This is a genomic window from Mycobacterium sp. NS-7484 (assembly GCF_001953975.1).
Lineage (GTDB): Bacteria > Actinomycetota > Actinomycetes > Mycobacteriales > Mycobacteriaceae > Mycobacterium.
The window spans coordinates 1-13,542 of the sequence record NZ_MBEJ01000109.1 but is presented as its reverse complement, the minus strand read 5'-3'; the positions used below and the strand labels follow the sequence as shown (position 1 = coordinate 13,542).

Genomic DNA, 13,542 nt, shown 5'->3' with positions numbered 1-13,542 from the left:
GTTTTCCATCCCCCAGAACCCGCATATCCAGCTCGCCGCGGGGCTGGTGGGCTCGCCTTGGTGAAAACCACACTGGGGGCGGGATTGGCGGTGGGGGTGGGGGTTTTGGAGACCGTCGAATCACCCGATCCGCACCCAACGAGTGTGAGTGCGGTCGTCAAGATGACCGCCGGGGTCATCACAACCATCACGACCCGGTTCACAGTTGGGCAACCTACCGTGACCCCGTTGCGGCTTTGTGCAGGCGCGCGGCGGGGATGGCCGCCGATTGGCACTAGACTTCTGAACCGATGAGCTCGCCAGACCCGGATCCGGGGGACACCGCCCCGACATTTGCCGACCTGCAGATTCACCCTGCGGTGCTGAAGGCGGTCACCGATGTCGGCTACGAGTCGCCCTCGGCGATCCAGGCCGCGACCATCCCGGCCATGCTGGCGGGTTCCGACGTCGTCGGGCTGGCCCAGACGGGCACCGGCAAGACGGCCGCGTTCGCGATCCCGATCCTGTCCAAGATCGACACCAGCAGTAAGAACACCCAGGCCCTGGTCCTGGCGCCGACCCGGGAGCTGGCCCTGCAGGTGGCCGAGGCGTTCGCCCGCTACGGCGCGCACCTGCCCGAGGTCAACGTGTTGCCGATCTACGGCGGGGCGTCCTACACCGTGCAGCTGAGCGGTCTGCGCCGCGGCGCACAGGTGGTGGTCGGTACCCCGGGCCGGGTGATCGACCATCTGGAGCGCGGCACGCTGGACCTGTCGAACCTGGACTACCTGGTGCTCGACGAGGCCGACGAGATGCTGACGATGGGCTTCGCCGAAGAGGTCGAGCGGATCCTCGCCGACACCCCGGAGTACAAGCAGGTCGCCCTGTTCTCGGCGACCATGCCCCCGGCCATCCGCAAGATCACCACCAAGTACCTGCACGACCCGGTCGAGGTCACGGTCAAGGCCAAGACCGCCACCGCCGAGAACATCACCCAGCGCTTCATCCAGGTGGCCGGGGCGCGCAAGCTGGACGCGTTGACCCGGGTGCTCGAGGTCGAGCAGGGCGACGCGATGATCGTGTTCGTCCGCACCAAGCAGGCCACCGAGGAGGTTGCCGAGCGGCTCAAGGCCCGCGGTTTCGCTGCCGCCGCCATCAACGGCGACATCAACCAGGCGCAGCGCGAGCGCACCATCACCGCGCTCAAGGACGGCACGATCGACATCCTGATCGCCACCGACGTCGCCGCCCGCGGCCTGGACGTCGAGCGCATCAGCCACGTCGTCAACTACGACATCCCGCATGACACCGAGTCCTATGTGCACCGCATCGGCCGCACCGGCCGGGCCGGGCGCTCCGGGCACGCCCTGCTGTTCGTCACCCCGCGCGAACGCCACCTGCTGAAGTCGATCGAGAAGCACACCCGGTCCAAGGTTCTGGAAGCCGAGCTGCCCAGCGTCGACGACGTCAATGCCCAACGCGTGGCAAAGTTCCGTGACTCGATCACCGATTCGCTCAATGGCCCGGGCCTGGAGTTGTTCCGCAGGCTCATCGAGGATTACGAGCGCGAGAACGACGTGCCGATGGCCGACATCGCCGCGGCGCTGGCGTTGCAGTCGCGCAACGGCGAAGAGTTCCTGATGACGGAGCCGCCACCGGAGAAGCGCCGGGAACGCGACCGCGATCGCGAGGAACGCGGCGAGCGGCCGCCGCGTGCCCCGCGGGAAGGCCTGGCGACGTACCGCATCTCGGTGGGCAAGCGGCACAAGGTGGGTCCGGGGCACATCGTCGGCGCCATCGCCAATGAGGGTGGTCTGCACCGTAACGAGTTCGGGCACATCACCATTCGCGGGGATTACTCGTTGGTGGAGCTGCCCGAGAAGCTGCCCAAGAAGACGCTCAAAGCCCTGGAGAACACCCGCATCTCGGGCATGCTGATCAACCTCACGCCGGATCGCGGTGAGCGTGCCCCGCGCCGCGAGTACAAAGAGCGTTCCGGGTATCGCGACCGTCCAGGAAAGCCGCACCGGAAGGCCAAGTGACGGTCTCGGAGAATGTGACGGGGCCGTCGGATCAGGGTGGTCTGGAGTCCGTCGACGCGCCGGTCTCGTCGTCCAGCCGCGTCGCGTCACTGACCGGGATCCGTGCGGTGGCCGCCATTCTCGTGGTGCTGACCCATGCGGCGTACACCACCGGCAAGTATCCGCAGGGCTATCTGGGGCTGGTGTATTCGCGCGCGGAGATCGGGGTGCCGATCTTCTTCGTGCTCAGTGGTTTTCTGTTGTTCCGCCCGTGGGTCAAAGCCGCGGCGACCGGCGGGAAGGATCCGTCGGTGCGCCGCTATGCCTGGCACCGGGTGCGACGGATCATGCCGGCCTATGTGGTCACGGTGCTGATCGCCTACCTGCTCTACCACTTTCGCACCGGCGGCCCGAATCCCGGCCACACGTGGATGGGCCTGTTCCGCAATCTCACCCTGACCCAGATCTACACCGACAACTACCTGTTCTCCTATCTGCATCAGGGCCTGACGCAGATGTGGAGCCTGGCGGTCGAGGCGGCGTTCTACGTGGTCTTGCCGGCATTGGCGTTTCTGTTGCTGGTGGTGTTGTGCCGGCGGCGGTGGCGGCCGGGCCTGTTGTTCTTCGGTCTGGCGGTGCTGGCCGCGGTGTCGCCGGTGTGGCTGGTGATCGTGCACGATTCGACCGGCCTGCCCGACGGCGCCCGGTTGTGGCTGCCGACGTATCTGGCCTGGTTCGTGGCGGGGATGGCCCTGACCGTGCTGGGGCAGCTGAAGGTGCGTGGCTACGGGATGGTGTGCGTGCCGCTGGCCGTGGTGTGTTACTTCATCGCCTCGACGCCCCTTGCGGGGGAGCCGACGACGTCGCCGGCCAAGCTGAGCGAGGCGTTGGTCAAGACGTTCTTCTATGCGGTGATCGCGGCATTGTTGGTGGCGCCCCCGGCCCTCGGTGATCGGGGTTGGTACAACCGGTTCCTGGCGTCGCGGCCGATGGTCTTCCTCGGCGAGATCTCCTACGAGATCTTCCTGATCCACCTGATGATCATGGAACTGGTGATGGTCGAGGTGATGCGAGATCCGGTGTACACGGGCTCGATGTTCAACCTGTTCGTGCTCACGATGGTGTTCACCATCCCGGCGGCCTGGCTGCTGCACCGCTTCACCCGCGTCCGCTCCTGATCCTTTAGTTAGGGTACGCTTACCTAACGAAGTGCTTCGGCGGGAGGTGCGCATGGGCGAGCAGAAGGCGTCGCGCGGGCTGGAAGGGGCCCTGGTCAAACTCTGGCGGGGCGGCGATTACGAACTGTCGGTCACCGGCCGGACCGAGCTCACACCGAACTACTTGAGGCTGCACTTCCGTGCCGAGCGGCTACTCGCCGAGCACCGGGTGCACCCCACGATGTGGGTGCGGGGCTGGTTCCCGCACGACGGGAAGGCGCACCAACGCGGCTACACCCTGGTCAACGCCGATCCGCGGGCCGGCACCGTCGACATCGATTTCGCCATGCATGACGGCATCGCCACCCGCTGGGCCGGCGGTGCCCAGCCCGGCGACGTCCTGGACGTGACGGTCCTCGGCAGCAACTTCGCCTTGCCCGAGCCGGCCCCGGCCGGATACGTCATCGTCGGGGACACCGCGTCGCTGCCGGCCATCAACTCACTGTTGGATGCGATCGGCGACGCCCCGGCCCGGGTGTTCCTGGAGGCCGGCCACGACGACGACCGTCAGCTCCCCGTCGCCGGTGATGCGGACATCACCTGGGTCGACCGTTCCGACGACGGCCTGCTGGCGGCGGTCAGCGCCTCGGCGTTCGACGCCGCCGATCACTTCGGCTGGGTGGCCTGTAACAACCGCACCACCCGGGCGGTGGCCCGGGTCTTTCGCGAGGAGTACGGCATTCCCCGCAGATCCATCAAGGCACAGGCGTATTGGGTGGCGTGACCGGCTGATGAGCCGGTATCACCAGCGGGGCGACGAACTCGGCCAGCATCGTGCGTTCGTCGGCCTCGTCGACGCCGGGAAACACCAGCAGCGACACCATGATCCGCACCAGCCATCGGGCCCGCCGGCCCACCTCGTCGCCCGCGTCGGCGCCCAGTGAGCGCACGAATCCCTCCACCAACGCGCGAATCACCTCGGAGTGTTCGGCCATCTCGCCGCCGATGGGCGGTTGCGCGGTGGCGAACCAGGATGACAGCGCCGGGCTCTGCCGTACCGCCCGCAGCGCGGTGATCACACCTTCGATCAACCGTTCGTCCGGATCGGTGACCGCCGCCACCTGCTCGCTGACGTCTTCGTACAGTCGCCGTGCCTCCCGGTGCACGTACGCGGTGTAAAGCGCTTCGCGATTCTCGAAATAGCGGTACAGCGTCGCGCGGGAACACCCTGCGGCTGCGGCGATCTCGTGCATGCCGACGGTGGCCGCCTGCTGTTTGGTGAACAGGACGTCCGCCGCATCGAGGATGTGGTCGGCGGCCACTTCGGACCGCCGCACCGACAGCCAGTCGCGGGCCATCAAGTACCGGCCCGGAACGGCACGGACAGCGGCCGTCGGACGTAACTACCACCGGCCCACACTACGGCGTCCACATCGACCTCGAATTCCGGATAGCGCGACAACAACTCGGTCAACGCTACCCGGGACTGCATCCGGGCCGCTGCCGCGCCCAGGCAGAAGTGTGCCCCGTGGCTGAAGGTGAGAATGTTGCGGGGCTTGCGCCGCACATCGAGTTCGGCTGCGTCGTCGCCGAATTCGCGTTCATCCCGATTTCCGGACCCGTACAGCAGCAGCGTCTTGCGGCCGGCCGGGATCGTGGTGTCGCCGATCGTGACGTCGCGGGTGGTGGTGCGGGCCAGGCCCTGCACCGGCGAGGTCAACCGCAGGAACTCGTCGACGGCCTCCGGGATGAGTTCTGGGTCGTCGACCAGGAGCCGACGCTGATCGGGCCGCTGCTGCAGCAATTGCACTGCACCACCGAGCATTCCGGTGGTGGTGTCGTTGCCGCCGGTGACCATGGTGAAGGTGAACGCCAGGATCGACAACACGCCCGCGATGTCACCGTCTCCACCCACCCCGGCGGCGACCAGATGCGAAATCGTGTCGTCACCCGGTTCCCGACGACGCCGCTCGATGAGCTCGGAGAAATAGCCCATCATCGAGGCCACCGCGGCGCCGGCCGTGCCCATCGCCGCGGTGATGCCCCCGGCCGAACTGTTGGCCGCGACGATCGCCTCGGTCCAGTCGTCGAACTGGTCTCGGTCGTCCTCGGGCACCCCGAGGTAATGCGCGACGACCATCGACGGCAGCGGTTTGAACAGTTCGGTGACGATGTCCCCGCCGCCGTTCGAGCGCAACCCCTCGAGGCGCTCGACGACGAACTCCCGCACCTTCGGTTCGACGGCCTCGACCTGTCGCGGTGTGAAGCCCCGTGACACCAACTTGCGGAATTCGGTGTGCACGGGCGGGTCCTGCATGACGAACGGCGGATTGTCGGCCAGGCCGATCATCTCCAGCTCGCCGTAGGTGATGGTCAGGCCTTGTGCCGAGGAGAAGGTCTCGTGATCACGGGCGGCCGACCAGATGTCGGCGTGCCGGGACAGCACGTAGTAGTCGTTCTCGGGTTTCTCGTCGGGCACCACGTGGTGCACCGGGTCGTGGTCGCGCAGCGCGGCGTACATCGGCCAAGGGGCGGCCCAGGTGTCGGCGTCGGCGGGTTCGAACCGCGCAGAGCTGTGAGACAAAGTCGCTGACATGTCTTATTCGTACGACGAAAGAGCGCATGGTGTCAATAGCGGGTTTGCCTGGGTAGGCTCGGGCGCGATGAACACCCCAGCGTGTTACCGCCATCCGGACCGCCCCACTTACGTGCACTGCACGCGTTGCCAACGTCCCATCTGCCCGGAGTGCATGCGCTCAGCAGCCGTGGGACATCAATGCGTGGAGTGCGTCAACGAGGGGGCGAGGTCCGTGCACACCCCGCGCACCCAATTCGGCGGGGTGGCGCGGCCCGGGGCGCCCGTGCTGACCTATGCGCTGATCGCGGTCAACGTGGTGATGTTCGTGCTGCAGATGGCGGCCGGAACGCTGGAACAGCAGTTCACCCTGTGGCCGCCCGGAATCGCCGCGCACGACGAGTACTACCGCCTGGTGACCTCGATGTTCCTGCACTACGGCGCGATGCACCTGCTGTTCAACATGTGGGCGCTCTACGTCGTGGGCCCGCCGCTGGAGCAGTGGTTGGGGCGGCTGCGGTTCGGCACCTTGTATGCGCTGAGCGGTCTCGGCGGCTCGGTGCTGGTGTATCTGCTGTCCCCGCTGAACACCGCGACCGCTGGGGCTTCAGGTGCCATCTTCGGTCTGTTCGGCGCGATCTTCGTGGTGGCGCGCAAGCTCAATCTCGACGTCCGCATGATCGGCGCCGTCGTCGTCATCAACCTGGTGTTCACCTTTGCCGGACCCGCGCTGGGAACCGGGGCGATCAGCTGGCAGGGCCACGTCGGCGGCCTGATCACCGGGGCGGGGATCGCCGCGGCGTTCGTCTATGCGCCCGCGGCACGGCGAAATGCCGTACAGGCCGGAGTCTCGGTGGCCGTGCTGGTGGTCTTCGCGGCCCTGATCGCCTGGCGCACAAGCACTCTGTTGACGCTGTTCGGTGTCGGCTAGCGCAGCTAGATCGCCGCGCCGGGGTTGAGGATGTTCAGCGGGTCCAGCGCCTGCTTGATCCGCTGATTGAGCGCAAGGGCGTCCGGCCCGATCTGCCCGGCCAGCCATGGCCGCTTGAGCCGGCCCACGCCGTGCTCGCCGGTGATGGTGCCGCCCAGGCTGATGGCCAGGTCCATGATCTCGCCGAAGGCGAGCTGGGCGCGGGCCGCCATGTCGGTGTCGGCCGGATCGAACACGATCAGCGGGTGCGTGTTGCCGTCGCCGGCGTGCGCGATCACCGAGATCATCACGTCGCGCTGGGCGGCGATCTCGGCCACCCCGCTGACCAGTTCGGCCAGTGCCGGCAGCGGCACCCCGACGTCTTCCAGCAGCAGGGATCCCTTGGCCTCGACGGCCGGGATGGCGAAGCGGCGGGCGGCCACAAACGCCTCGCCCTCGTCCGGGTCGGAGGTGGAGAACACCTCGGTGGCACCGTATTCGGTGAAGACCTCGGCCATGAACGCGGTGTCGTCGGCGCCGGCGGCGCCACGGTCGTCGGACGCGGCCGCCATCATCGCCGCGGCATTGCGATCCAGACCCATCTTCAGCTTGTCCTCGACGGCGTTGATCGCCACCGAATCCATGAACTCGAGCATGGACGGCCGGATCTTGCCGGTGATCTTGACGACTGCGCTCGCGGCGGCCTCCACCGAGTCGAAGGTGGCCACCACGGTGCACGGCGCGTGCTGCGGCGGCAACAATCGCAGCGTCGCCTCAGTGACCACGCCCAGGGTGCCCTCGCTGCCGACGAACAGCTTGGTCAGGCTCAGGCCCGCAACATCTTTCAACCGCGGCCCGCCCAGGCGTACCGCGGTGCCGTCGGCCAGCACCACCTGCAAGCCCAGCACGTAATCGGTGGTCACGCCGTACTTGACGCAGCACAGCCCGCCGGCATTGGTGGCGACATTGCCGCCGATGCTGCAGATCTCGAACGACGACGGATCCGGCGGATACCACAAGCCATGGGCCGCAACGGCTTTCTTCACCTCGGCGTTGAGCAGGCCCGGCTGTACGGTGGCGGTCCGGGTGACCGGGTCGACGGTGATGTCGCGCATCTTCTCCGTGGACAGCACGATCCCGCCGTCGAGAGCCGTCGCGCCGCCGGACAGTCCGGTGCCCGCACCACGGGGTACGACCGCGACCCGATGCTCGCTGGCCCAGCGCAGCACGGTCTGCACCTCCTCGGTGCGGGTGGGCCGGACCACGGCCAGCGGAGTGCCCGCCGCCGGATCGGCCGCCCGGTCCCACCGGTAGGAGGCCAGGATGTCGGGGTCGGTGACGACGACACCTTCGGGCAGCTTGGCGATGAGCTCTGACAGCACACCGCGATCCTACGAGCGATCCAGCGCGCGCAGCGCCGGCAGCCCGATCGCGACCAGGCCGAGCAGCAGCATCGGCAGCGACAGCGCCAGGAACGTGGCGTGCAGCCCGGCGGCGTCGGCCAGCGGCCCGGCCACCACCAGGCCCAGCGGGCCCGCCGCGTAGGCCAGCGATCCCATTACGCCGACCACCCGGCCACGCAGATGCGGGGGAGCCGTGGTCTGCATGACGTAGTTGTAGATCGGCGCGATCGGCCCGTAGACGAACCCGACGATCGCGCACAGCACCAGGATCACCGGCAACGGCGGCAGGAAGGCCACGCCCGTCATCGCCACCCCGAGGGTCAGCACCGCGGCCAGCATGGTGGCCCGTCGGCTCATGTACTTCGAGAGCACCGCGTACCCGAGTGCACCGAGCAGCCCGCCGATACTCAGCGCCATCAGTACCCACCCGAGTTCGGTGGGCTCGTCGCGGTCGGTGAAGTATTTCGGGAACAGCACGCTTTCCATCGGCATGTACAGGCCGGTGGCCACCAGGTCGACGATCGCCAGCGTGCGCAGAACCGGTGTGCGCCAGACGAACCGCAGTCCCTCGACGATGCCGGCCCACACGTTCTCGGTCAGCGCCGAACGGTCCGGAGCGCCGGCACCTTCCAGGCGCAGCACCGAGATGGCCAGGATCGAGCAACAGAACGCCGCTGCAGTCACCCACATGGTGTTGATCCCGCCGAGGGTGGCGATCAGCAGGCCGCCGATGCCCGGGCCGACGATGTAGGCCAGGTTGAACACCGCCTCGTACACGCTGTTGGCGTGGTCCAATGTCCAACCGGCCCGCCCGGCCGCCTCGGGCAGCATCGTTTCCCGCGCGGTCATGCCGGCCGGGTCGAAGAACGCCCCCAAGGCGGCCAGCACCGCCAGCACCGCGACGTTCACCGCGTCCACCCCGAAGATCAGCGCCAGCACCGGCACCGCGGCGACCGAGAGGGCCGAGAGCAGATCGGAGATCATCGATACCAGCCGCCGGCCCAGGTAGTCGACGGCGGCCCCGGCGATCAGGGTGGCGACCAGCAGCGGCAGTGTCCCGGCCATGGCGACGATCGATGCGTCGAGCGCAGATCCGTTGCGCTGCAACACCAGCCACGGGAACGCGACGATCGAGATCCCGTTGCCCGCCCCGGCCGTCAGCGCGGCGAACAGGATCAGCAGCAGGGGGCCGCGCTTGGTGTCGGTCATGGGCTATCGCGGCCGAATCTAACAGCGAGCCCGTACCCACCGCGACGGATTTTCGGTTCAGGCACAGTGGACTGGTGTCGATCTCTGAACTCCCGCACCCCAGGACCGGCGAACTTTTCCCCTCACCGGTCCCGCCCGGCACGGGCTGGCCCGGGGACCCCGCGGATGCGTCCACTCCGGTGGCCAAGACCGCCGCGCAGGTGCGACGCCTGGCCGCCCGGGTGGGTACGGTCGACGAGCTCGACGCGTTGATCTCCGTGTGCCGGGCCTGCCCCCGGCTGGTCGCCTGGCGCGAAGAGACGGCCGCGACCAAGCGGAAATCATTTGCGGATCAACCATATTGGGGCAGGCCGGCCACCGGATTCGGTGCGGAACAACCCGGGATCATGATCGTCGGGCTGGCCCCGGCCGCCCAGGGCGCGAACCGCACCGGTCGGGTGTTCACCGGGGACCGGTCCGGAGACTTCCTGTTCGCCGCGTTGCACCGGGCCGGGCTGGCCAATCAGGCGGTGTGCATCGACGCCGCCGACGGTATGCGGCTGACCGACACCCGGATGGCCGCGGCGGTGCGTTGCGCCCCACCGGCCAACGCGCCGACCCCAGCCGAACGGGCCACCTGCGCGCCCTGGCTGCAGGCCGAGTGGCGCCTGGTCGGGCCGTCGGCTCACGTGGTCATCGCGCTGGGCGGTTTCGCGTGGCGGGCCGCACTTGAACTTCTCGGGTCGCCCCGGCCCGCGCCCAAGTTCGGACACGGCGTCACCGCATTGCTGCACACTGCTCAGGGCCCCGTCACGCTGCTCGGTTGCTTCCACCCCAGCCAGCAGAACACGTTCACCGGCCGGCTCACCCCGGCGATGCTCGACGACATCTTCGTCACCGCCAAACGCCTGGTCGCCGAGGCCCGCGGGAACGAACCGGGCGCCTCTTGACGTTGACGCTGTCATGCGGCTATCTGTCCTCGACCTCGTCCCGGTACGCACCGACCAGTCCACGGCCGATGCGCTGACCGCCACGACCCACCTGGCGCAGACCGCCGACCGGCTGGGATACACCCGCTACTGGATCGCCGAGCACCACAACATGCCGGCGGTGGCGGCCACCAGTCCGCCGGTGCTGATCGCGCATCTGGCCGCACACACCTCGCAGCTGCGGCTCGGTTCGGGCGGGGTGATGCTGCCCAACCACGCACCGCTGGCGGTCGCTGAGCAGTTCGCCCTGTTGGAAGCCGCCCACCCCGGACGTATCGACCTGGGGATCGGGCGGGCGCCGGGCTCGGATCCGGTCACCTCGCTGGCCCTTCGCGGGGCGGCCGGCCGCGATGATCGCGACATCGAGGCCTTCCCCCAGTACCTCGACGATGTCGTCGCCCTGATGAGTGCGCGCGGTGTGCGGGTGCCGTTGCCGCGCGACCTGATGCGCGAGAACTACGTACTCAAGGCGACGCCTGCGGCGGTCACCGAGCCGCGGATGTGGCTGCTCGGCTCGTCGATGTACTCGGCGCACCTGGCCGCGGCCAAGGGGTTGCCGTACGTTTTCGCCCACCACTTTTCCGGCCAGGGCACTGCCGAAGCTTTGGCTGTTTATCGCGACGAGTTCCAGCCCAGCGATCTGGCCTCCGAGCCGGTGACGTTCCTGACGGTCAACGCCTCGGTGGCCGAGACCACCGAAGAGGCCAAGGCGCTGCTGCTGCCACAACTGCAGATGATGGGTCGGCTGCGGACCGGCCAGCCGCTCGGCGCGCTGGATCTGGTCGAGGACGCGGAGGCCACCACTCTCACTCCGCAGGCCGAGGCGGTGGTGGCCTCCGGGCTACGGCGCGCCGTGGTGGGTTCACCCGCCGAGGCGGCCGCGCAGGTCCGCGCACTGGCCGAAGAGTTCGATGTCGACGAGGTCATGGTCAACCCGATGGGCTCGGCCCGTCGCGGTGCTGACCCGGCCACCGCGACGGCCCGCGCCACCACGCTCGAGCTATTGGCCAAGGAACTGTTCTAAGGGCTGAGCACCACGATCGGGATCGGTCGCGACGTCTTCTTCTGATACGCCTCGTAGCGGTCAGAGTTGTTGTCGTTGACGATCTTCCACAACCGCTGGTAGTCGGGATCGTCAGGCAGCACGGGCTTGGCGGTGACGCTGAGTCGCTTGGGCCCGACGTTGATCTCGACGCGGGGCTGGGCCTTCAGGTTGTGATACCAGCCCGGTGAGCGGGGCGCACCGCCCATGGACGCCACCACCAGATAGTTCTTCCCGTCACGGGCGTAGCTCAGCGTGTTGATCCGCGGCTGACCGGTCTTCGCGCCGGTGGTGCGCAACAGCAGGCTGTTCGGGAAGCCGGGCAGGTGGTGCCCGATCATCCCGTTGGACTTCTGGTAGATCAGGTCGTGGATGTGCAGGAGCCGGAGGCCGAGTTGTGCGATGGGCGACGGATCACTCATGGGTTCAATCGTGCTCGGACGCGTCGAGTTCTGCCAATGCCGCACGTAACAGCCGCCCCGACTCCTCACGGTCGGGGTCACGACGCATCATCATGCCCTTGACGAAGGACAGTTTGTCGCCGGCCTGACGCGGCACCACATGCAGGTGGATGTGGAACACGCTCTGGAAGGCGGCCTTGCCGTCGTTGATCACGATGTTGTTGCCGTCGGCGTGCAGGCCGGACTGGCGCGCGGCGCGGGCGATGCGCGCTCCGATGCGGGCCATCGCGGCCACGATGTCCCCGGGGGTGTCGGTCAGATCGACCATGTGTTGCTTCGGGATGACGAGCGTGTGCCCGCGGGTGAACGGCCGGATGTCGAGGATGCCCAGGTGGTCGTCGTCCTCGTAGATCCGGATCGCCGGGGCCTCTCCGGCGACGATGGCACAGAACACACATGACATCCCGCCACGTTAACCTCCGCCGGCGCCCGCCCATTCGGCAACGCGTCGTTCCCGTTCGGCCGCCGTGAGGTTTTCGACGCGGGTCATCACGGTCCAGCGTTGGCCGAACGGATCGACGATCGAGGCAAAGCGGTCGCCGGTGACAAACGTCTGCGCGGGCTCGCGGATGATCGCGCCTGCCTTTTCGGCGCGGGCCACCACGGCGTCGACATCGGGGCAGTACAACCCGATCGAATGAGTTGCCGCCGAACCCGGCTCCGGTGCGGCGATCTGAAACGCCTCCTGTGGGTCGCCGAGCTGTAACCGGCCATTGCCGAAATCGAGTTCGGCATGCGCGACGGTGCCGTCCGGCCCGTCCATCCGTTCGACCACGTCGGCACCGAAGACGTTCTGGTAGAAGGTGATTGCCTCGGCGGCTCCGTCGACGCAGAGGAACGGGGTCAGGCTGGTATAGCCCTGGGGAATCGGTGTGACAGTCATATCGACCAGTTTCGTAGGCTGTCGTGCATGCCCGCTTGTAAAAATGCGCCAGAGCGGGGAGTGGTCGGCCGCGCCGGTACCGTCGCGGCATTCGACCTGCACCGTTGGACGCCGTCGGACGAGGCCGGCCGGTTCGTCGAGCACTTCTGGTCGGTGAGCTGGGACCGTCGCGAGGCAGGTCCGTTCGAGAGCACTGTGATCACCTTTCCGGCCATGCATCTGACCCGCGAGTGGGGCGATGACGGTCTGCGTCATGGTCATCGGTTGCCGGCCACCTTGCTGCACGGGGTGGTGCCGAAAGTATTCCGGATCACCATCAGTGGGCGCGGTGCTGTGGTCGGGGCCCGATTCCGGCCCGGTGGGTTCACCGCCCGCTTCGGCGGGGACGCCGCGGCGATGACCGGTCGCGTGGTCTCCGTGAGCGAGTTATCCGGTGCGCCTGTGGTTCTCGGCGAGACTGTGGCCTCGGCCCATGCCGGCCTGGAGGCCGTCATCGGCGCTACGGCCGAGCCGCTGGACGATAGCTACCGGGCACTGTGTGCGCTGTGCGAGCGCATGAGCGCCGACGGATCACTGCACCGAGTCGAGCAGGTCATGCAATATTCGCCGTGGAGCACGCGGACCACGCAGCGGGTGTTCCAGCGCTATGTCGGGGTGACGGTGAAGTGGGTGCTGTGCCGTTATCGGCTACAACAGGCCGCATTGGAGATCGAAACTACGCCAGATCTCGACTTTGCCGATCTCGCAGTGCGACTCGGCTGGTACGACCAGGCGCATTTCACCAAGGACTTCCGGTCCATGTTGGGATGCACGCCGGGGGAATACGCCGTTCAGAACGGCGGCGGTGGGTCGTAGTGTTCGGCGAGCCAGATTTGGTATTGGCGTTCGACGTCGAGGTCGTTGTTGATTTCGGCGCGTAGGTGTCGTTCTTCGG

At 67.7% G+C, this 13,542-nt stretch carries 14 protein-coding genes; 7 read left to right on the top strand and 7 right to left on the bottom strand.

Features of this window, described 5'->3' with window-relative positions; all coding sequences use genetic code 11:
- Window positions 1–290 precede the first annotated feature (290 nt).
- From A5733_RS20450 to A5733_RS20440, 3 genes are read left to right on the top strand one after another with little or no spacing between them, the layout of a single operon-like run.
- A complete protein-coding gene (locus A5733_RS20450; protein WP_076241470.1) occupies window positions 291–2,021 on the top strand; it encodes a DEAD/DEAH box helicase in 1,731 nt (576 codons plus the stop codon).
- Window positions 2,018–3,178, top strand: a complete 1,161-nt coding sequence (locus A5733_RS20445; protein ID WP_076241469.1) for an acyltransferase — start codon at window positions 2,018–2,020, stop codon at window positions 3,176–3,178. The genes A5733_RS20450 and A5733_RS20445 overlap by 4 nt, the downstream gene beginning before the upstream one ends.
- A 52-nt stretch (window positions 3,179–3,230) precedes the next feature.
- Window positions 3,231–3,941, top strand: a complete 711-nt coding sequence (locus A5733_RS20440; RefSeq protein WP_076241468.1) for a siderophore-interacting protein — start codon at window positions 3,231–3,233, stop codon at window positions 3,939–3,941.
- Here the strand turns inward: A5733_RS20440 and A5733_RS20435 are convergent.
- Window positions 3,913–4,515: a TetR/AcrR family transcriptional regulator gene (locus A5733_RS20435; protein WP_076241467.1), complete on the bottom strand. Its 603-nt coding sequence runs from the start codon at window positions 4,513–4,515 to the stop codon at window positions 3,913–3,915. The two genes, A5733_RS20440 and A5733_RS20435, sit on opposite strands and share 29 nt — an antisense overlap.
- Window positions 4,515–5,753 (bottom strand): cytochrome P450, encoded by a 1,239-nt coding sequence (locus A5733_RS20430; RefSeq protein ID WP_076241466.1) that lies wholly within the window; start codon window positions 5,751–5,753, stop codon window positions 4,515–4,517. Before A5733_RS20430 ends, A5733_RS20435 begins: the two co-directional genes overlap by 1 nt.
- Window positions 5,754–5,820: 67 nt before the next feature.
- Here A5733_RS20430 and A5733_RS20425 point away from each other — a divergent pair, with 67 nt between their 5' ends.
- Entirely contained in the window at window positions 5,821–6,663 is an 843-nt protein-coding gene (locus tag A5733_RS20425) for a rhomboid family intramembrane serine protease (protein WP_198938905.1), read from the top strand.
- 5 nt (window positions 6,664–6,668) lie between these two features.
- On the opposite strand, the gene A5733_RS20420 is transcribed toward A5733_RS20425, so the two are convergent.
- Complete coding sequence (locus A5733_RS20420) at window positions 6,669–8,024, bottom strand: FAD-binding oxidoreductase (protein ID WP_076241464.1); 1,356 nt, start codon at window positions 8,022–8,024, stop codon at window positions 6,669–6,671.
- A 9-nt stretch (window positions 8,025–8,033) separates the two neighbouring features.
- Window positions 8,034–9,254, bottom strand: a complete 1,221-nt coding sequence (locus A5733_RS20415) for an MFS transporter (RefSeq protein ID WP_076241463.1) — start codon at window positions 9,252–9,254, stop codon at window positions 8,034–8,036.
- Window positions 9,255–9,328: 74 nt separating this feature from the next.
- Between A5733_RS20415 and A5733_RS20410 the strand changes: the two genes are divergently transcribed.
- Both A5733_RS20410 and A5733_RS20405 read left to right on the top strand, forming a co-directional pair.
- On the top strand, window positions 9,329–10,183 hold the full coding sequence (locus tag A5733_RS20410; protein ID WP_076241462.1) for a uracil-DNA glycosylase: 855 nt from the start codon (window positions 9,329–9,331) through the stop codon (window positions 10,181–10,183).
- Window positions 10,184–10,196: 13 nt separating this feature from the next.
- Window positions 10,197–11,246: an LLM class flavin-dependent oxidoreductase gene (locus A5733_RS20405; RefSeq protein WP_076241461.1), complete on the top strand. Its 1,050-nt coding sequence runs from the start codon at window positions 10,197–10,199 to the stop codon at window positions 11,244–11,246.
- Here A5733_RS20405 and A5733_RS20400 read toward each other — a convergent pair.
- From A5733_RS20400 to A5733_RS20390, 3 genes are read right to left on the bottom strand one after another with little or no spacing between them, the layout of a single operon-like run.
- The gene (locus A5733_RS20400) at window positions 11,243–11,686 is read right to left on the bottom strand and encodes a nitroreductase family deazaflavin-dependent oxidoreductase (RefSeq protein ID WP_076241460.1); all 444 of its coding nucleotides are present in this window, start codon (window positions 11,684–11,686) and stop codon (window positions 11,243–11,245) included. The genes A5733_RS20405 and A5733_RS20400 overlap by 4 nt on opposite strands.
- A 4-nt stretch (window positions 11,687–11,690) precedes the next feature.
- Window positions 11,691–12,128, bottom strand: a complete 438-nt coding sequence (locus tag A5733_RS20395; RefSeq protein ID WP_076241459.1) for an HIT family protein — start codon at window positions 12,126–12,128, stop codon at window positions 11,691–11,693.
- 9 nt (window positions 12,129–12,137) lie between these two features.
- Window positions 12,138–12,608: a glyoxalase/bleomycin resistance/extradiol dioxygenase family protein gene (locus tag A5733_RS20390; RefSeq protein WP_076241458.1), complete on the bottom strand. Its 471-nt coding sequence runs from the start codon at window positions 12,606–12,608 to the stop codon at window positions 12,138–12,140.
- A gap of 27 nt (window positions 12,609–12,635) precedes the next feature.
- On the opposite strand from A5733_RS20390, the gene A5733_RS20385 reads away from it, so the two are divergent.
- Window positions 12,636–13,463, top strand: coding sequence for a helix-turn-helix domain-containing protein (locus tag A5733_RS20385; RefSeq protein ID WP_076241457.1), 828 nt, complete (start codon window positions 12,636–12,638; stop codon window positions 13,461–13,463).
- Window positions 13,464–13,542 lie beyond the last annotated feature (79 nt).

Excerpts from the sequence above, each read along its gene's own strand:
- A5733_RS20415 (WP_076241463.1), bottom strand. The coding sequence starts at position 9,254 with ATGACCGACACCAAGCGCGGCCCCCTGCTGCTGATCCTGTTCGCCGCG.
- A5733_RS20430 (WP_076241466.1), bottom strand. The coding sequence starts at position 5,753 with ATGTCAGCGACTTTGTCTCACAGCTCTGCGCGGTTCGAACCCGCCGAC.
- A5733_RS20395 (WP_076241459.1), bottom strand. The coding sequence starts at position 12,128 with ATGTCATGTGTGTTCTGTGCCATCGTCGCCGGAGAGGCCCCGGCGATC.
- A5733_RS20405 (WP_076241461.1), top strand. The coding sequence starts at position 10,197 with ATGCGGCTATCTGTCCTCGACCTCGTCCCGGTACGCACCGACCAGTCC.
- A5733_RS20390 (WP_076241458.1), bottom strand. The coding sequence starts at position 12,608 with ATGACTGTCACACCGATTCCCCAGGGCTATACCAGCCTGACCCCGTTC.
- A5733_RS20450 (WP_076241470.1), top strand. The coding sequence starts at position 291 with ATGAGCTCGCCAGACCCGGATCCGGGGGACACCGCCCCGACATTTGCC.
- A5733_RS20440 (WP_076241468.1), top strand. The coding sequence starts at position 3,231 with ATGGGCGAGCAGAAGGCGTCGCGCGGGCTGGAAGGGGCCCTGGTCAAA.
- A5733_RS20435 (WP_076241467.1), bottom strand. The coding sequence starts at position 4,515 with ATGGCCCGCGACTGGCTGTCGGTGCGGCGGTCCGAAGTGGCCGCCGAC.
- A5733_RS20425 (WP_198938905.1), top strand. The coding sequence starts at position 5,821 with ATGAACACCCCAGCGTGTTACCGCCATCCGGACCGCCCCACTTACGTG.
- A5733_RS20385 (WP_076241457.1), top strand. The coding sequence starts at position 12,636 with ATGCCCGCTTGTAAAAATGCGCCAGAGCGGGGAGTGGTCGGCCGCGCC.
- A5733_RS20400 (WP_076241460.1), bottom strand. The coding sequence starts at position 11,686 with ATGAGTGATCCGTCGCCCATCGCACAACTCGGCCTCCGGCTCCTGCAC.